The organism is Escherichia sp. MOD1-EC6300 (genome assembly GCF_002965045.1).
In the GTDB taxonomy this organism is placed as follows: domain Bacteria; phylum Pseudomonadota; class Gammaproteobacteria; order Enterobacterales; family Enterobacteriaceae; genus Escherichia; species Escherichia coli_F.
Window position 1 is genome coordinate 14,826 of the sequence record NZ_PTRH01000028.1, and the last position, 17,815, is coordinate 32,640.

At 49.2% G+C, this 17,815-nt stretch carries 16 protein-coding genes and 1 tRNA gene; 10 read left to right on the forward strand and 7 right to left on the reverse strand.

Features of this window, described 5'->3' with window-relative positions; translation table 11 throughout:
• The first annotated feature begins 4 nt into the window (after positions 1-4).
• From tssA to ykfM, 6 genes are all read left to right on the forward strand, one after another.
• Positions 5-1,420 carry a type VI secretion system protein TssA gene (tssA, locus tag BGE37_RS23795; RefSeq protein WP_088542372.1) on the forward strand — a complete coding sequence of 472 codons (1,416 nt, stop codon included), beginning with the start codon at positions 5-7 and terminating at the stop codon, positions 1,418-1,420.
• A gap of 108 nt (positions 1,421-1,528) precedes the next feature.
• Positions 1,529-4,963: a type VI secretion system membrane subunit TssM gene (gene tssM, locus BGE37_RS23800; protein WP_123057353.1), complete on the forward strand. Its 3,435-nt coding sequence runs from the start codon at positions 1,529-1,531 to the stop codon at positions 4,961-4,963.
• A gap of 10 nt (positions 4,964-4,973) precedes the next feature.
• Positions 4,974-6,326: a VasL domain-containing protein gene (locus tag BGE37_RS23805; protein ID WP_105288519.1), complete on the forward strand. Its 1,353-nt coding sequence runs from the start codon at positions 4,974-4,976 to the stop codon at positions 6,324-6,326.
• 23 nt (positions 6,327-6,349) lie between these two features.
• Positions 6,350-6,832 carry an Hcp family type VI secretion system effector gene (locus BGE37_RS23810; RefSeq protein ID WP_088542374.1) on the forward strand — a complete coding sequence of 161 codons (483 nt, stop codon included), beginning with the start codon at positions 6,350-6,352 and terminating at the stop codon, positions 6,830-6,832.
• A 42-nt stretch (positions 6,833-6,874) separates the two neighbouring features.
• Positions 6,875-7,789 carry a hypothetical protein gene (locus BGE37_RS23815; RefSeq protein WP_032183276.1) on the forward strand — a complete coding sequence of 305 codons (915 nt, stop codon included), beginning with the start codon at positions 6,875-6,877 and terminating at the stop codon, positions 7,787-7,789.
• Between the two features lie 9 nt (positions 7,790-7,798).
• Positions 7,799-8,266 (forward strand): protein YkfM, encoded by a 468-nt coding sequence (gene ykfM, locus BGE37_RS23820; protein WP_032183275.1) that lies wholly within the window; start codon positions 7,799-7,801, stop codon positions 8,264-8,266.
• Between the two features lie 141 nt (positions 8,267-8,407).
• Here ykfM and BGE37_RS23825 read toward each other — a convergent pair whose 3' ends face one another.
• From BGE37_RS23825 to dnaQ, 3 genes are all read right to left on the reverse strand, one after another.
• Positions 8,408-9,193, reverse strand: coding sequence for a hypothetical protein (locus BGE37_RS23825; protein WP_105288520.1), 786 nt, complete (start codon positions 9,191-9,193; stop codon positions 8,408-8,410).
• Between the two features lie 326 nt (positions 9,194-9,519).
• Positions 9,520-9,596, reverse strand: a tRNA-Asp gene (locus BGE37_RS23830).
• Positions 9,597-9,728: 132 nt separating this feature from the next.
• Complete coding sequence (gene dnaQ / locus BGE37_RS23840; RefSeq protein ID WP_001308374.1) at positions 9,729-10,460, reverse strand: DNA polymerase III subunit epsilon; 732 nt, start codon at positions 10,458-10,460, stop codon at positions 9,729-9,731.
• A gap of 63 nt (positions 10,461-10,523) precedes the next feature.
• Here dnaQ and rnhA point away from each other — a divergent pair, with 63 nt between their 5' ends.
• Positions 10,524-10,991, forward strand: coding sequence for a ribonuclease HI (gene rnhA / locus BGE37_RS23845; protein ID WP_000917883.1), 468 nt, complete (start codon positions 10,524-10,526; stop codon positions 10,989-10,991).
• On the opposite strand, the gene BGE37_RS23850 is transcribed toward rnhA, so the two are convergent.
• Complete coding sequence (locus BGE37_RS23850) at positions 10,988-11,710, reverse strand: class I SAM-dependent methyltransferase (protein WP_001295200.1); 723 nt, start codon at positions 11,708-11,710, stop codon at positions 10,988-10,990. The two genes, rnhA and BGE37_RS23850, sit on opposite strands and share 4 nt — an antisense overlap.
• 33 nt (positions 11,711-11,743) lie before the next feature.
• Here BGE37_RS23850 and gloB point away from each other — a divergent pair, with 33 nt between their 5' ends.
• Together gloB and mltD are read left to right on the forward strand one after the other, a co-directional pair.
• Positions 11,744-12,499: a hydroxyacylglutathione hydrolase gene (gene gloB / locus BGE37_RS23855; RefSeq protein ID WP_001052715.1), complete on the forward strand. Its 756-nt coding sequence runs from the start codon at positions 11,744-11,746 to the stop codon at positions 12,497-12,499.
• 71 nt (positions 12,500-12,570) lie between these two features.
• Positions 12,571-13,929, forward strand: coding sequence for a murein transglycosylase D (gene mltD / locus BGE37_RS23860; RefSeq protein WP_032183271.1), 1,359 nt, complete (start codon positions 12,571-12,573; stop codon positions 13,927-13,929).
• Between the two features lie 46 nt (positions 13,930-13,975).
• Here mltD and BGE37_RS23865 read toward each other — a convergent pair whose 3' ends face one another.
• A complete protein-coding gene (locus BGE37_RS23865; RefSeq protein WP_032183270.1) occupies positions 13,976-14,746 on the reverse strand; it encodes a class I SAM-dependent methyltransferase in 771 nt (256 codons plus the stop codon).
• 76 nt (positions 14,747-14,822) lie between these two features.
• A complete protein-coding gene (locus BGE37_RS23870; protein WP_001230983.1) occupies positions 14,823-15,623 on the reverse strand; it encodes an endonuclease/exonuclease/phosphatase family protein in 801 nt (266 codons plus the stop codon).
• Positions 15,624-15,863: 240 nt separating this feature from the next.
• On the opposite strand from BGE37_RS23870, the gene yafC reads away from it, so the two are divergent.
• A complete protein-coding gene (gene yafC / locus BGE37_RS23875; RefSeq protein ID WP_105288521.1) occupies positions 15,864-16,778 on the forward strand; it encodes a DNA-binding transcriptional regulator YafC in 915 nt (304 codons plus the stop codon).
• On the opposite strand, the gene dkgB is transcribed toward yafC, so the two are convergent.
• Positions 16,775-17,578, reverse strand: coding sequence for a 2,5-didehydrogluconate reductase DkgB (gene dkgB / locus BGE37_RS23880; RefSeq protein ID WP_088542378.1), 804 nt, complete (start codon positions 17,576-17,578; stop codon positions 16,775-16,777). The genes yafC and dkgB overlap by 4 nt on opposite strands.
• Positions 17,579-17,815 lie beyond the last annotated feature (237 nt).

Here is a 17,815-nt window from a genome sequence, read left to right on the forward strand (position 1 = left end):
AAATATGGCAATGGACTTACGCGATCCGAATGTCTGGATATCGCACCTGCTGGAAAACCTGCCGGAAGAGAAACTGGCATCGGCGCTGAAAGATGACAACCCGGACTGGGAGTATATCGACGGCGAAATCGTCAAACTGGGTTCACTGGCCCACAGCCAACTGGATATCCCGGAACTCCAGCGCCGGGGGCTGGTCATTCTGGCTTCGGAGAGTAAGGATTTTCGTCTGCTGGCACACCTGCTCAGAACCCTGCAACATGCCGGTGATCCACTGCTGGCACTGCGCCTGCTGGCGCTATACGTGGAACATTACTGGACTGTGGCCGCGCCGCAGAATATGGCGCATAAAAAACGCTTTGCCAGCCAGATCATTAAACGTTTTGAAACGGGTATTGAAGGCTTTTCACAGAACGCCGCCACCGCGCAGCGCGATGCACTATTAGGTGAACTGGCGAAACTGGCGCAGTGCTGGCAGTCACATAACGCCCCGGAACTGGCAGAGGCTACTGATGATCTTTTTGCCCTGTACCAGCGTGCGTTTAATCGTGCGGCACCGGCTCCTGCCCACACTCCGGCGGCCTCCGGTAGTTCACCACAGACCACCGCCACGTCTGAAAGCGGCGTGACGCAAACCAGTGCTCCGGCTCCACAGATCGCCATCGACAGTCACGACGACAAAGCCTGGCGCGACACGCTGTTAAAAGTGGCGGCCATTTTATGTGAACGCCAGCCGGACTCGCCGCAGGGCTATCGCCTGCGCCGCCATGCCCTGTGGCAATCCATCACCAGTACGCCCCAGGCGGAAAGCGATGGACGCACCCCACTGGCTGCGGTCTCCGCCGATATGGTGGCAGATTACCATGCTCAGCTCGGTAGTGCCGATATGGCGCTGTGGCAGCAGGTGGAAAAAAGCGTACTGCTGGCACCCTACTGGCTGGACGGTCACTGCATTTCTGCACAGACGGCGCACCGTCTTGGCTATACCGCCGTGGCCGATGCCATCCGCGATGAAGTCGTTTCCTTTCTTGGCCGTCTGCCCGCGCTCGCTGATCTTCTGTTTAACGACCACACACCGTTTGTTTCTGAAAAAACGAAGCAATGGCTTGCAACTCAGCCAGGTAACCAGGCCGCGCCAGTCATACAGGTGAGTAATGAAGATATTCAGGCTGCGCGGTTGTGTTTTGATGAACAGGGGCTGGAAGCCGCCTTACGGTATCTGGATACGTTGCCCGCCGGTGAACCCCGCGACCAGTTTCACCGGCAGTATTTTGGCGCGCAGCTTATGGAAGAGGCGGGGCTGGTACAGCTTGCGCAGCAGCAGTACCGGATGTTGTTCAGGATGGGATTGCAGATGATGGTGGCAGACTGGGAGCCGTCCCTGCTTGAGCAGCTAGAACAAAAATTCACGGCAGAACAATAAAAGAGAACAGGAGTTTTTGTGTTCAGATTACCAACACCCCGACTATTCAGCGGACTCAAATCAGCCCTGCGCCCGGCGATGCCCCGGTTTAAAGTTTCTGCATTCTGGCTGCTGATACTGGCGTGGATTTTCCTGCTGGTATGGATCTGGTGGAAAGGCCCGGCATGGACGCTGGATGAAGAGCAGTGGCTCAAACCACTGGCGAACCGCTGGCTGGCAACGGCGGCGTGGGGGATTATTGCCCTGGTGTGGCTTACCGTCCGGGTAATGAAGCGCCTGCAACAGCTTGAAAAAATGCAAAAGCAACAGCGCGAGGAAGCCGTTGATCCGCTCAGTGTGGAACTGAACGCCCAGCAGCGTTACCTCGACCGCTGGCTGCTGCGCCTGCAACGCCATCTCGACAACCGCCGTTTCCTGTGGCAGTTGCCGTGGTATATGGTCATCGGTCCTGTGGGCAGTGGCAAAACGACACTGCTGCGCGAGGGGTTTCCGTCAGACATTATTTATGCCCCGGAGGGCGCGCACGGCGCAGAACAACGCCTGTACCTCACGCCCCATGTCGGTAAACAGGCGGTGATCTTTGATATCGACGGCACACTCTGCGCTCCCGCTGATGCGGATATCCTGCATCGCCGTCTGTGGGAACATGCCCTCGGCTGGCTGAAGGAAAAGCGCGCGCGCCAGCCGCTGAACGGGATTATTCTGACACTCGATTTACCCGATCTGCTGACCGCAGACAAACGCCGCCGCGAGCATCTGTTACAGACGCTGCGCAGCCGCTTACAGGATATACGCCAGCATCTTCATTGCCAGTTACCGGTTTACGTGGTACTGACCCGGCTTGATTTATTGCAGGGTTTTGCCGCCCTGTTTCAGTCACTGAACAGACAGGATCGCGATGCGATTCTGGGTGTTACGTTCACCCGCCGTGCTCATGAAAATGATGACTGGCGAACAGAGTTGAATGCTTTCTGGCAGACATGGGCGGATCGAATGAATCTGGCGTTGCCGGATCTGATGGTCACCCAGACTCACACCCGCGCGTCTTTATTTAGTTTTTCCCGCCAGATGCAGGGAAGCCGTGAACCGCTGATATCACTGCTGGAGGGTCTGCTTGACGGCGAAAATATGAACGTGATGCTGCGTGGTGTCTATCTCACCTCTTCGCTTCAGCGTGGACAGATGGATGATATATTCACCCAGTCTGCTGCCCGCCAGTACCGACTGGGCAATAACCCACTGGCGTCCTGGCCTCTGGTGGACACCGCGCCTTATTTCACCCGCAGCCTGTTCCCGCAGGCATTACTCGCAGAGCCTAATCTGGCAACAGAGAGCCGCGCCTGGCTGATGCGTTCCCGTCGCCGCCTGACGGTTTTCTCTGCCACAGGCGGCGTGGCGGCACTGCTGCTCATCACCGGCTGGAATCACTATTACAACGGTAACTATCAGTCCGGCATCACCGTGCTTAAGCAGGCCAAAGCCTTTATGGACGTGCCGCCTCCGCAGGGGGAAGATGACTTTGGTAACCTACAACTGCCGCTGCTGAACCCGGTACGCGATGCCACACTGGCCTATGGCGACTGGGGTGACCGCAGCCGCCTGGCCGATATGGGACTGTACCAGGGGCGACGTATCGGGCCTTATGTGGAACAGACCTATCTGCAACTGCTGGAGCAGCGTTACCTGCCCTCGCTGTTTAACGGGCTGGTCAAAGCGATGAACGCCGCACCGCCGGAGAGTGAGGAAAAACTCGCGGTGCTGCGCGTGATGCGAATGCTGGAGGACAAAAGCGGACGCAACAATGAGGTGGTGAAGCAGTATATGGCAAAACGCTGGAGCGAAAAGTTCCACGGACAGCGCGATATCCAGACACAACTGATGTCCCATCTTGACTACGCGCTGGCTCATACTGACTGGCATGCAGAGCGTCAGGCGGGCGACGGTGATGCCATCAGCCGCTGGACGCCATATGACAAGCCTGTTGCGACAGCACAGAAAGAACTGAGCAAACTGCCTGTCTACCAGCGGGTTTACCAGAGCCTGAAAACGCGGGCGCTGGGCGTTCTTCCTGCTGACCTCAATCTGCGTGACCAGGTAGGGCCAACCTTTGACCAGGTGTTTACATCTGCCGATGATAACAAACTGGTTGTTCCACAGTTTCTTACCCGTTACGGCCTGCAAAGCTATTTTGTAAAACAGCGCGATGAACTGGTTGAACTGACGGCGATGGATTCCTGGGTACTCAACCTCACCCGCAGCGTGAAATACAGTGACGCCGACCGCGCGGAAATTCAGCGCCAGTTGACCGAGCAGTATATCAGCGACTACACCGCCACCTGGCGGGCCGGGATGGACAATCTCAATATCCGCAATTTTGAGTCCATTGGACAACTGACTGGCACTCTGGAGCAGGTTATCAGCGGCGACCAGCCTTTGCAGCGGGCGCTGACCGTGCTGCGTGACAACACACAGCCAGGCGTCTTTTCTGAAAAACTCTCTGCCAAAGAGCGGGATGAGGCCCTGGCAGAGCCGGATTACCAGTTACTCACCCGCCTCGGGCATGAATTCGCCCCGGAAAACAGTACCCTGACAGTACAGAAAGACAAAGAAAGCACGATGCAGGCCGTATACCAGCAGCTCACCGAGTTACACCGCTACCTGCTGGCAATCCAGAACGCGCCTGTACCAGGGAGATCGGCGCTGAAAGCCGTGCAGTTAAGGCTTGATCAGAACTGCAGCGATCCAATATTCGCCACCCGCCAGATGGCAAAAACACTGCCTGCTCCGCTCAACCGCTGGGTAGGCAGGCTGGCTGACCAGGCCTGGCATGTGGTGATGGTGGAAGCCGTTCACTATATGGAAGTGGACTGGCGCGACAGCGTGGTGAAACCGTTTAACGAGCAACTGGCAAATAACTATCCGTTTAATCCACGTTCTGCACAGGATGCCTCACTGGATGCCTTCGAACGATTCTTTAAACCGGATGGCGTACTGGATACCTTCTACCAGCAGAACCTGAAACTGTTTATCGACAATGATCTGAGCCTGGAAGACGGCGATAACAGCGTCATTATCCGCGAAGATATTATTGCGCAACTGGAAACCGCGCAGAAAATCCGTGACATCTTCTTCAGCAAACAGAACGGTCTGGGAACATCCTTTGCCGTGGAAACGGTATCGCTTTCCGGCAACAAACGCCGCAGCGTACTGAACCTTGACGGCCAGTTAGTCGATTACAGCCAGGGCCGTAACTATACCGCCCATCTGGTCTGGCCTAACAATATGCGCGAAGGCAACGAAAGCAAACTGACGCTGGTTGGTGCCAGCGGCGGCGCACCGCGCAGTATCAGCTTCAGCGGGCCGTGGGCGCAGTTCCGCCTGTTCGGGGCCGGACAACTGACCGGAGTACAGGATGGCAACTTTACCGTGCGCTTTAGCGTGGACGGTGGCGCGATGACCTACCGTGTGCATACCGACACCGAGGATAACCCGTTCAGCGGTGGGTTGTTCAGCCAGTTTGGTCTGTCAGACACACTGTACTGAGGAGGCAGGGATGAATAGTAACGTACTGACACAAACTATCGTTACCGGCAGTGACCCGCGCGGGCTGCCGGAATTCAGCGCCATCCGCGAGGAAATAAACAAAGCCAGCCACCCGTCACAGCCTGAGCTGAACTGGAAACTGGTGGAGTCGCTGGCGCTGGCGATTTTTAAAGCTAACGGTGTGGATTTACACACCGCCACCTACTATACGCTTGCACGGACACGGACACAGGGACTGGCGGGCTTTTGCGAAGGTGCGGAACTGCTGGCGGCAATGGTAAGCCACGACTGGGATAAGTTCTGGCCGCAGGGCGGCCCGGCGCGTACTGAAATGCTGGACTGGTTTAACTCCCGAACCGGCAATATTCTGCGTCAGCAAATCTCCTTTGCGGAATCCGACCTACCACTGATCTACCGCACGGAGCGGGCATTGCAGCTTATCTGCGACAAACTCCAGCAGGTAGAGCTGAAGCGCGTTCCGCGCGTGGAGAATCTGCTCTATTTTATGCAGAACACGCGTAAACGGCTTGAACCCCAGCCGAAGAGTAACGCCGAGAACACCTCACAGACCACGGTCAGAACGCTGATTTATGCACCGGAAACAATGGCTTCCTCCACGCCAGAAGCAGTAGTGCCTCCCCTGCCCGACCTGCCCGAGATGAAAGTGGAAGTGCGCAGTCTGTCAGAAAATCCCCCACAGGCCAGTGTGATGAAGCAAGGCAGTACGGTAAGAGGGTTTATCGCAGGGATCGTCTGTTCAGTGGCTGTCGCCTCAGCATTGTGGTGGTGGCAGGTCTATCCGGTGCAGCAGCAACTGTTACAGGTTAACGACACCGCGCAGGGCGCAGCAACGGTGTGGATGGCCTCACCTGAACTCGAAAACTATGAGCGCAGGTTGCAACAGCTTCTTGGCGTCTCCCCGGTACAACCGCTGGAAACCGGAATGCAGATGATGCGTGTTGCCGACAGTCGCTGGCCGGAAAGCCTGCAACAGCAACAGGCCTCGACACAATGGAATGAGGCACTCAAAACCCGCGCACAGAGTAGCCCGCAGTTGCGTGGCTGGTTGCAGACCCGCCAGGACTTACATGCTTTTGCAGATCTCGTGATGCAGCGCGAGAAAGAGGGACTAACCCTTTCCTATATCAAAAATGTCATCTGGCAGGCGGAGCGGGGACTGGGGCAGGAAACACCCCTGGAATCCCTGCTGACGCAGTACCAGGATGCCCGTGCACAGAAGCAGAATACAGATGCGCTGGAAAAACAAATTAATGAGCGACTCGAAGGCGTGTTAAGCCGCTGGCTGCTGCTGAAGAATAACGTCATGGCAGAGGCGGCAACCGGGACCACGACCGGAAAATAATTATTTAGTTAAAGGAGATTATCATGGCAAATATGAGTTATTTATCTTTAAGTGGGGAGACACAAGGGCTGATTTCAGCGGGTTGCTCAACGCTTGACTCTGTCGGAAACAAAGCGCAGTTAGAGCATAAAGATCAGATCATGGTTTATGCGCTAATGCACTCCATCTCAAGAAGTCAGAATGTCAATCATCATGAACTGGTCATCACCAAGCCTGTTGATAAATCCTCACCGTTGCTGGCAAAAGCACTTAGTGACAATGAAAAAATGACAGCGTGTGAATTTATACTCTACCGAACCAGTAAAGAGGGCATTAACCAGCCTTACTATAAAATAAATCTGTCAAAAGCCAGGATATCAAGTATTGATTTTGTCACACCTCATGCTGTTCTGGAAAAAGAACTGGAGCCACAGGAGAGAATTGCCTTTATTTATGAAGATATTTCCTGGGAGCATACGTTAGCCAGGACGAATGCAATGAGTAAATGGCAGGATCGTGTACAGTAACATACTGTAATAACATAATAACTTACTATTACGGAGAGATAAATGGCTGGTTTAAGGAATAATAACAACACACAGAATGCACAGTGGGCTGATTATGTGGGTGACATTCTTCGGGGGTCTCAGCCGATAAACCAGCTAGTACCTCAGCACCCTTATCTTAACGACATCCCACTCATTGATGAGTTAAGGCGTCAGAACACTCATCATGTTATTCTTTTGACATTTGATGTTGCAAAAAAAATACTCAACCCAATAACATCATTTGATTACATTCATTTTATCACTACACATCCTTCAGGTATAAAAGATACACTAGCCTGGTTAGTTAACGCGGGTAAATTAATGACTGAGTTTGATGAAAATGGGAAAATTATATTTAACCTTAATACCTTAAAGTATACAAAAGCAAGTTACTTTGAAATACTTGGAGAGAAATATATAAAAATCACAACATCCAGCCCCTGGCTTTTAGAAAAGCTCGGTAAATATATTTTCTCTTCACGAGCGCCTCAAGTTCTGGAGCTCGCTATTGGCTGGCGAGGAGCTTTATCTGAATCAATAAAAGGAGTTAAGTTCTGTATCTGGTTTTCAGTAGCCTGGAGAACCATAGAATTTATTATGAGTTCAGAGCGAGATCTGGTTAATTTTCTTGGTGATTTTTCAATGGATGTGGCCAAAGCAGTGATTGCAGGCGGTGTTGCAACCGCTATTGGAAGCCTGGCTTCTTTTGCCTGTCTTAGTTTTGGCCTTCCAGTAATTCTTGTAGGAGGAGCAATTTTACTTACAGGGATAGTGTGTACAGTTGTTTTAAATGAAATCGATGCTCAATACCATTTATCAGAAAAATTAAAAGATGCAATTAGAGATGGACTAAAACAGCAACAGGAACTTGATAAATGGAAAAGGGAAAACATGACTCCATTTATGTATGTTCTTAACACCCCCCCCGTGATATGAGGATTAACTATGTGTTTACATGTTAAATTGAAAGAGTTTCTTTCGATGTTTTTTATAGCCATGTTATTTTTCCCTGCATTCAATGCTTCTTTGTTTTTTACCGGAATTAAACCTCTATACTCAATAATAAAAGGCTCCACGGAAATATTTTATGATTGGAGAATGTTGATTCTATTCTTCGGTTTCATATCGTTTTCCTTGTTAAATATTCATGTAATTTTACTAACGATAATAAAATCATTCTTAATAAAAAAAACAAAGGTAATCAATTTCGCCACAAACATAACAATACAGCTAACTCTTATATTTTTACTAATAGCTATCGTAATAGCACCTTTAATAGCTCCTTTTGTCACAGGATATGTCAATGCTAATTATCACCTCTGCGGTAATAACACGGGGATTTTCCCAGGAGCAATCTATATTAAAAATGGCATGGAATGTAATAATGATTATATTTCTCACAAGGAAGATTAAGCAGTTAAATATTATAAAACAAACAGTTTTTAACTCCGGATTCCATGTCCTTTTTTGCACTGTCTTTGTCAGGAAAAAATTTCTTATGCAAAGAATTTTGTATTATTGCCGCCAGAAATCCCTGCCGGCAGATATAATTTATTATTGATAGCGGTTAACCAAATCTTTTACCATCGCTTTATAGGTCTTTTGCTTAAGTTGCATGATTTGCTGCTCTGTCATATCAGTCGTACTGGCTTCATTCTTGCCGGGCAATGGTGGAAGCACTTTATATTCATAATTCATCGGCGACCAGGCAGCCCACTCACCTGTAGCTACATCCACCAGCGTGAATCGCACCAGATAGCGCAGTGAGATTGTGTTAGTCAGTTTTTCATTTTTATAATCGGACCATACTGTTGATTTCAGCGCAGAGTCATATTTTCCTGTCTGCAACGTATCATGGTAAACAATAATCGCTTTCTGATGCCCTTTCGCAGCCACAAAACGCAATGCCTGCATCCAGTTCATATTTTCAGCACTGGCAACATCCTCGTTCTCATTTTTATCTTTATTTTTGTTACAAGTCAGAGGCTTTTGCCTGTCCGGGATACCAGAGAATGTGGAAACAGTATAATATTTTCTCATCTCCTCCTGCATAATGGTTTCCGGTGCGCGACTGCCAGACTGGACAAGTATTACGGGAGAATTGAGAGGCACACGAAACTCATCTCCTTCAAGCGCAGCCTGAATATCCTCCTCGGATACAGCCAGAGTGGTTTCATTACCGAATAAATCTTTGTCTGTCAGTTGCGGGGGAATGTTTTTATTAATATTACTTTGTGTAACCTGAGCTTTTTTCTTTTTTTCATCAATAGAAGATTGAGAGGCACATCCTGCAAGCAGCGAGAATAATACACATATGCAACAAACCTTTTTTGAATTCATAATCGGACACTCCCTCGCCTGTCATAATGATTAGAATATTTAGCACTGATAACGGACTCTAATTATATACCCCACTTAAATAATAACAAACAAAATCAACATGAAATATACATTCATTTAATCAATATAAAATTATTCTCTAAAAATATATTTAAGTTGAATGGTTCTATATCATTATTGAATTTTAATAAATGAGACAACAAGAGAGAGTTACACACTTACGCCAGAGTAAAATCATTGAACAGAGAAATTGCGGGATTTAAATGCAAAAAAACCGCAAAATTAAAAATCTTGCGGTTCTCTGAACTCATTTTCATGAGTGAATTTGGCGGAACGGACGGGACTCGAACCCGCGACCCCCTGCGTGACAGGCAGGTATTCTAACCGACTGAACTACCGCTCCGCGTTGTGTTCCGTTGGGAACGAGGCGAATATTACGGATTGCCTCACCCTTCGTCAATGGTTTTTCTCATCTTTTGAATCGTTTGCTGCAAAAATCGCCCAAGTCGCTATTTTTAGCGCCTTTTACAGGTATTTATGCCCGCCAGAGGCAGCTTCCGCCCTTTTTCTGCACCAGATCGAGACGGGCTTCATGTGCCGCAAGCTCTTCATCTGTCGCAAAAACAACGCGTAACTTACTTGCCTGACGCACAATGCGCTGAATTGTTGTTTCACCTTGTTGCTGTTGTGTCTCTCCTTCCATCGCAAAAGCCATCGACGTTTGACCACCAGTCATCGCCAGATAAACTTCCGCAAGGATCTGGGCATCGAGTAATGCCCCGTGCAGCGTTCGTTTACTGTTATCTATTTCGTAGCGGGCACATAACGCATCGAGGCTGTTGCGCTTACCGGGAAACATTTTCCTCGCCACCGCAAGGCTATCGGTGACCTTACAGAAGGTATTGGTCTTCGGAATATCGCGCTTAAGCAACGAAAACTCGTAGTCCATAAAGCCGATATCGAACGCTGCGTTATGGATCACCAACTCAGCGCCGCGAATATAGTCCATGAACTCATCGGCTACCTCGGCAAATGTGGGCTTATCGAGCAAAAACTCATCGGCAATACCATGTACGCCAAAGGCTTCTGGATCCACCAGCCGATCGGGTTTGAGATAAACGTGAAAGTTATTGCCCGTCAGGCGACGGTTCACCACTTCAACGGCACCAATCTCAATGATCTTGTGGCCTTCATAGTGCGCACCAATCTGGTTCATACCGGTGGTTTCAGTATCGAGAACGATCTGGCGTGTAATTGCAGTGCTCATAGCGGTCATTTATGTCAGACTTGTCGTTTTACAGTTGATTCAATTACAGGAAGTCTACCAGAGATGCTTAAACAGGTAGAAATTTTCACCGATGGTTCGTGTCTGGGTAATCCTGGACCCGGGGGTTACGGCGCTATTTTACGCTATCGCGGACGCGAGAAAACCTTTAGCGCTGGCTACACCCGCACCACCAACAACCGTATGGAGTTGATGGCCGCTATTGTCGCGCTGGAGGCGTTAAAAGAACATTGCGAAGTCATTTTGAGTACCGACAGCCAGTATGTCCGCCAGGGTATCACCCAGTGGATCCATAACTGGAAAAAACGTGGCTGGAAAACAGCAGACAAAAAACCAGTAAAAAATGTCGATCTCTGGCAACGTCTTGATGCTGCGCTGGGGCAGCATCAAATCAAATGGGAATGGGTTAAAGGCCATGCCGGACACCCGGAAAACGAACGTTGCGATGAACTGGCTCGTGCCGCAGCGATGAATCCCACACTGGAAGATACGGGCTATCAAGTCGAAGTTTAAGCCTGTGGTTTACGACATTGCCGGGTGGCTCCAACCGCCTGGCGAATTCGTGGCTTGTTTTTACTCTGTTTCATCGGATTTAGCGTTAAAGGAATAGTCCGTTTCCGGGCGACAATAAGTTGTAAGCAACCAAGCGCAGGAATATGCGCATTCAATAGTTTTCCACCGTGTTTGTTCCACGGGAGAACGTGGAAACGGCTGGCGTGTAACACTTCAAAATTCAACAAAGAGAGCCAGTCCAGCTGCCGCATCAGAGTAAACATCCGGCTATTATAGGGTGAGGTTTTTCGCAATACCGGCACAAGTTTGCGTAATCCCATTAAACTGATGGGATTGAAGCCGCTAATGACCAACCAACCATCATCAATCAATACCCGATCGGCTTCACGTAATAATCGATGCGGATCGGTGCACCACGGCAATGTATGTGCCAGTAGACAAACATCAACGGATTTATCGGCAAAAGGAAGATGAAGTGGGTCCGCCTGCACCTGGACAGGCATTCCTTGCGCAGAAACATTCACTTGATGAGAAACCGCGCACGCTTCGCAATTGATTTCTGCGCTTAAATTGCCAATCTTAAGCAGATGAAAACCATACATTTTAGTGAACCACGGGTTGAGCTGGCGCTCCAGCGCTTTGCGATAAAGCTCTCCCCAGGGCAAATCGCCCCAGCAATCAGGAGCCACGACAGTTTGAGGGACTCTTGCCGGTTTCATCACAACCTTCCGTTTCACACTGAGAGGTAATCTATGAATCTTAACAGTATTCCCGCCTTTGATGACAATTACATCTGGGTTTTGAATGATGAAGCAGGTCGCTGCCTGATTGTCGATCCCGGAGACGCAGAGCCAGTATTAAACGCCATTGCCGCCAATAACTGGCAACCGGAGGCCATATTTCTCACCCACCATCACCACGATCACGTTGGCGGCGTAAAAGAACTGGTGGAAAAGTTTCCGCAAATTGTGGTGTATGGTCCACAAGAGACACAAGATAAGGGAACAACACAGGTAGTCAAAGATGGCGAAACTGCCTTCGTTTTGGGGCATGAATTTAGTGTAATTGCTACGCCGGGTCACACTTTAGGACATATCTGTTACTTCAGTAAACCTTATCTATTTTGCGGCGACACACTGTTTTCTGGTGGTTGTGGTCGGTTGTTTGAAGGGACAGCATCACAAATGTATCAATCACTTAAAAAGTTAAGTGCGTTACCTGACGATACATTGGTATGTTGTGCTCATGAATATACGTTATCAAATATGAAGTTTGCTTTGAGTATTCTTCCGCACGATTTGTCCATAAATGATTATTATCGTAAAGTTAAGGAGTTACGGGCAAAAAATCAAATAACACTACCCGTAATTCTGAAAAATGAGCGGCAAATTAATGTTTTTTTAAGAACGGAAGATATTGATTTAATTAATGTAATTAATGAAGAAACATTATTGCAACAACCTGAAGAGCGTTTTGCATGGTTAAGGTCAAAGAAAGATAGGTTCTGATAAAACTTTCTTGTCATCGGCTCCGTTCGCCGTTATGATCGGTCGTCTTTTAAGCAACTATTGACACACACATGAAGGCAAAAGCGATATTACTCGCCTCTGTCCTGCTCGTGGGTTGCCAGAGTACCGGCAACGTTCAACAGCACGCACAGAGCCTTTCTGCAGCTGGTCAAGGGGAAGCAGCAAAGTTTACAAGTCAGGCACGATGGATGGACGATGGGACGTCTATCGCGCCAGATGGTGACTTGTGGGCTTTCATTGGCGACGAGCTAAAGATGGGAATTCCGGAAAATGACCGGATTCGCGAACAGAAACAGAAATATTTACGCAATAAGAGCTATCTCCACGATGTAACTTTACGGGCAGAGCCGTATATGTACTGGATAGCCGGGCAAGTTAAAAAACGTAACATGCCTATGGAACTGGTACTACTACCCATAGTGGAGAGCGCTTTTGATCCTCACGCGACGTCTGGCGCCAATGCCGCAGGTATTTGGCAGATCATTCCGAGCACGGGGCGCAATTATGGTTTGAAACAGACCCGCAATTATGACGCGCGTCGCGATGTTGTTGCTTCAACGACTGCCGCGCTGAACATGATGCAGCGTCTGAACAAGATGTTTGACGGCGACTGGCTTCTGACCGTAGCGGCTTATAACAGCGGCGAAGGTCGGGTCATGAAGGCAATTAAAACGAACAAAGCGCGTGGGAAATCCACGGACTTCTGGTCGTTACCGTTGCCGCAGGAAACGAAGCAGTACGTGCCTAAAATGCTGGCATTGAGTGATATTCTCAAAAACAGCAAGCGTTATGGTATACGTCTGCCAACGACTGATGAAAGCCGTGCTCTGGCGCGTGTGCACCTGAGCAGCCCGGTTGAAATGGCGAAGGTTGCAGATATGGCGGGGATTTCCGTCAGCAAGCTGAAGACATTCAACGCTGGCGTGAAAGGCTCCACGCTGGGCGCAAGTGGCCCGCAGTACGTGATGGTGCCAAAGAAGCATGCAGATCAACTGCGTGAATCTCTGGCTTCTGGCGAAATTGCTGCCGTACAGTCGACACTGGTTGCCGACAATACGCCGCTTAACAGCCGTGTTTACACCGTACGCTCTGGCGACACGCTTTCAAGCATCGCTTCACGTCTCGGCGTAAGCACCAAAGATTTGCAGCAGTGGAACAAACTGCGGGGATCTAAGCTGAAAGCAGGCCAAAGTTTGACGATTGGCGCAGGTAGTAGCGCACAGCGGTTGGCAAACAACAGCGATAGCATTACGTATCGTGTACGCAAAGGCGATTCGCTTTCAAGCATTGCTAAACGCCACGGCGTGAACATCAAAGATGTGATGCGCTGGAACAGCGACACTGCGAATCTGCAACCAGGCGATAAGCTGACGTTGTTTGTGAAAAACAACAACATGCCAGATTCCTGACAAACCAGATAATAAAAAGGCACCGATTCCCCCGGTGCCTTTTTATTTATGCTGCTTTATGTGCTTCTACCATGATGATATCACTGGTGAAAGAGCCATCATTCTGCAAGGCAAAATACGTTTTCACCTCTGTCGATGCGCTCTGTTGGTAAACGCGAATAGCGTCTACTAACGTTTCTGGCGTACGCATTCTCGCGACCCATGAAGAAAATTCCAGCGGTAACTTATCTGTAATTAAATTATCAACTATCAGATTGGCTTCATTGATTAACGTCAACCACTCACCGCTGGCGTAGTTTCGTACGTGTGAGGTATCGCGTAATGCTTCTGCCGTCTGTAACCAGATGTCGCGCACTGGGTGACCCGGAGACATTACGTCCATCACAATCAGCTTACCGCCAGGTTTCAATATCCGATTCACTTCACGCAGTGCTGCACCAACATCATGCCAGTGATGGGCAGAATAACGGCTGATAACAATATCAAATGCGTTATCGGCAAATGGCAGACTTTCGGCATAACCCTGGCGGGTGGTGATATTTTTCAGTTGCCGGGCTTCAGCAGCTTGTGCCACGACATCCAGCATTTGGGCAGATAAGTCATACGCCACCACCGCGCTAACGTTCTGCGCAGCGACAAAGCTGGCATGCCCTGCTCCGCAGCCCATATCAAGTACACTTGCATCAGGATAATCAGCCAGACGCACCGCCAGGCGCTGTAAATCTCGCCCGGATGCATGTACGGTACTGGTTAAATACTCACTGGCCTGCGAGCTAAACTGCTTTTCTACGTGGTCATGGTGGGATTGTGTTGTCATTGCGCTGTCCTTTTGTTATTTGATTAAAAAGGGCAGCGCCAAACGTTGGTCTGCCCTGTGGCAGACCTGACATACCTTATTTATCAGGCTTGCCGGGACTGAATTCAACGAGTAGCGGATTGTGATCGGAAGCGCGCGTAACCAGTACAGAAGCTTCGCTGACGTTCAGACCACGGTAGAAAACAAAATCGAGCGGGCGACCAAACGCCCGACGGCGCTGATCATCGGTAAAACGCACCTGGCGCAGCGACATTTCCCGCGCAAAGCGATATAACGCGTTCATCCTTCTACGGCTCCAGGCATTGAAATCTCCTGCCATAATGACCGGGCCGCTGTGGTGAGCTATCTGATCACCAATAGGAAGTAACTGCTTACTATAAACATCTACGCCCAGACTGAAGTTGACGGCGTGTATATTAACCACCATCAACAGGCGGGTGTCAGGTAATGGATAGACCGTCACCAGTGCCGACTTCGCCAGACGCAAAATGGGTTCTCGTTCACGTAACGGGCAGCAATACACTGGATGCGCCGCCGAAAGGGTCATTACGCCAGAAGGATGTTGTGGCAGTACGAAAGCGGGTACCTGATCGGCGGCAAGATAGTTAGCGGTCGCAAACTGTACTAACTCTGGCGTTGTCTGCGCTTCCTGCAATAACACCAGATGCGCATCTTTGCCGTAGTTCTTTAATACCGACAACCATTCAGCGCGTTGCTGTTTGTATATGTTCCACACCAGGATCCGAATACGCTCTTCAGTACTTAACGGTTCTCCGGGTGGTAATGCCTGGCCGATGCTCGCAAAAGACCCCGGCGGTAAGATCCTTTCCGCAGGTTGTCCGGCAACATAGCGCATGGCATAGGTGTTTTTTCGCACTTTTGACTTTGAAACCTCTATTACGTCAACCCTTCCGCACTCGGGAGGGTTCTACTGTTATAGGGATTTTAGCTCACTCTTTCAACGAGCAATTGTATATTGTTATGTAAGCAAGTGCTTACACCGGTCAGAAATTTGCTCATTATTGAGAACATTAAATCGGATGACATATCACGCATCCTGATGGTTTAATGACAAATAAATTCAAAATATCTCATCTATTTTGCAACAGGAGCAAAAATGAAAGCCACGTCGGAAGAACTCGCCATTTTTGTTTCGGTCGTCGAAAGCGGCAGCTTTAGCCGGGCAGCGGAACAATTAGGGCAAGCAAACTCAGCGGTAAGCCGGGCGGTGAAAAAGCTGGAGATGAAACTTGGCGTTAGCCTGCTTAATCGGACCACGCGGCAACTTAGCCTGACAGAAGAAGGCGAGCGTTATTTTCGCCGCGTACAGTCAATTTTGCAGGAGATGGCAGCGGCAGAATCAGAAATTATGGAGACGCGTAATACACCGCGTGGACTGTTACGGATCGATGCCGCAACTCCAGTGGTGCTGCACTTTCTGATGCCGTTAATTAAGCCTTTCCGTGAACGCTATCCGGAAGTTACTTTATCGCTAGTCTCCTCCGAAACGATTATTAATTTGATCGAAAGAAAAGTGGATGTCGCGATACGCGCTGGTACGTTAACGGATTCCAGCTTACGTGCCAGGCCATTGTTTAACAGTTATCGAAAAATTATCGCCTCCCCTGATTATATTGCCCGCTACGGCAAGCCAGAAACTATTGACGATTTAAAGCAACATGTTTGCCTGGGATTCACTGAACCCGCTTCCCTCAATACCTGGCCGATAGCCTGTAGTGATGGACAATTACATGAGGTAAAGTACGGTTTGTCATCCAATAGTGGGGAAACACTGAAACAGCTTTGCCTGAGTGGCAACGGGATTGCGTGTTTGTCCGACTATATGATCGACAGAGAAATCGCTCGCGGAGAATTGGTGGAGTTAATGGCAGACAAAGTGTTGCCAGTGGAAATGCCATTCAGTGCAGTCTATTACAGCGACCGTGCGGTAAGTACGCGCATCCGGGCTTTTATCGATTTCCTTAGCGAGCATGTAAAAACAGCTCCCAGAGGAGCTGTCAGAGAGGCTTAATCCCATTCAGGAGCCAGACCTTCCGGGCTAACCAGGCGGTCGTTGCAATCCAGTGCGGCGATCGCTTTTTTATCTTCGGCATCAAGCTGTAAATTTTGTGCCTTAAGATTACTCTCCAGGTTTTCACGTCTAGTAGAAGAAGGAATTACCGAGTAACCTTCCCCCATAGCCCACGCCAGAATCACTTGTGCCGGAGTCGCATTGTGTTTAGCTGCGATACGAGCAATAACCTCATTTTTCAGTGCCTTACCATAAGCCAGCGTCATATAGGAAGTAATATGGATGCCGTGCTGTTTAGCCCAATCAACCACTTTACGGTTTTGCAGATAAGGAGAGAGTTCAATCTGGTTAGTAGCGATGTTTTCAGCGCCAACAGCAGCAATCGCTTTTTCCATCAATGGGATCGTGAAGTTGGAAATACCGATCTCACGCGTCAGACCTTGTTTTTTCGCTTCCAGCAGCGCCTGCATAAACTCTTCAACAGAGACTTCATCGTTTGGTGACGGCCAGTGGATTAGCGTCAGATCAACATAATCGGTACGCAATTTTTGCAGGCTCTCTTTCAGACTTGGGGTCAATTTATCTTTGCTGAGATTTTCAATCCAGATTTTAGTGGTGATGTAGAGTTCATTACGTGGCACGCCACTTTCTGCAATCGCCTGACCTACTGCGGCTTCGTTATCATAGATTTGTGCGGTATCAATTGCGCGATAACCAAGTTCAAGCGCCGTTTTCACAGATGAAATAACAACGTCGTCTTTCAGACGAAAAGTACCTAAACCAAATGCAGGGATAGCCATAATATGCCTCTTTTAATGCTATGTTCGTTAACTGAGATGATTATGGACTTTAGACTGTTGCGGAAAAAGGGCATAAAATGCAGAGGATTTTTGCAATTATGGCAACAATAAACATACAGACGAAAAAAAACCTCGAGCGTTAACTCGAGGCTTCTTAATAAGTGGCGGAACGGACGGGACTCGAACCCGCGACCCCCTGCGTGACAGGCAGGTATTCTAACCGACTGAACTACCGCT

Bases quoted from the DNA above. Each gene is read 5' to 3' on its own strand.
- tssA (WP_088542372.1), top strand. From the start codon at position 5: ATGGCAATGGACTTACGCGATCCGAATGTCTGGATATCGCACCTGCTG.
- BGE37_RS23805 (WP_105288519.1), top strand. From the start codon at position 4,974: ATGAATAGTAACGTACTGACACAAACTATCGTTACCGGCAGTGACCCG.
- BGE37_RS23810 (WP_088542374.1), top strand. From the start codon at position 6,350: ATGGCAAATATGAGTTATTTATCTTTAAGTGGGGAGACACAAGGGCTG.
- BGE37_RS23815 (WP_032183276.1), top strand. From the start codon at position 6,875: ATGGCTGGTTTAAGGAATAATAACAACACACAGAATGCACAGTGGGCT.
- ykfM (WP_032183275.1), top strand. From the start codon at position 7,799: ATGTGTTTACATGTTAAATTGAAAGAGTTTCTTTCGATGTTTTTTATA.
- BGE37_RS23825 (WP_105288520.1), bottom strand. From the start codon at position 9,193: ATGAATTCAAAAAAGGTTTGTTGCATATGTGTATTATTCTCGCTGCTT.
- dnaQ (WP_001308374.1), bottom strand. From the start codon at position 10,460: ATGAGCACTGCAATTACACGCCAGATCGTTCTCGATACTGAAACCACC.
- rnhA (WP_000917883.1), top strand. From the start codon at position 10,524: ATGCTTAAACAGGTAGAAATTTTCACCGATGGTTCGTGTCTGGGTAAT.
- BGE37_RS23850 (WP_001295200.1), bottom strand. From the start codon at position 11,710: ATGAAACCGGCAAGAGTCCCTCAAACTGTCGTGGCTCCTGATTGCTGG.
- gloB (WP_001052715.1), top strand. From the start codon at position 11,744: ATGAATCTTAACAGTATTCCCGCCTTTGATGACAATTACATCTGGGTT.
- mltD (WP_032183271.1), top strand. From the start codon at position 12,571: ATGAAGGCAAAAGCGATATTACTCGCCTCTGTCCTGCTCGTGGGTTGC.
- BGE37_RS23865 (WP_032183270.1), bottom strand. From the start codon at position 14,746: ATGACAACACAATCCCACCATGACCACGTAGAAAAGCAGTTTAGCTCG.
- yafC (WP_105288521.1), top strand. From the start codon at position 15,864: ATGAAAGCCACGTCGGAAGAACTCGCCATTTTTGTTTCGGTCGTCGAA.
- dkgB (WP_088542378.1), bottom strand. From the start codon at position 17,578: ATGGCTATCCCTGCATTTGGTTTAGGTACTTTTCGTCTGAAAGACGAC.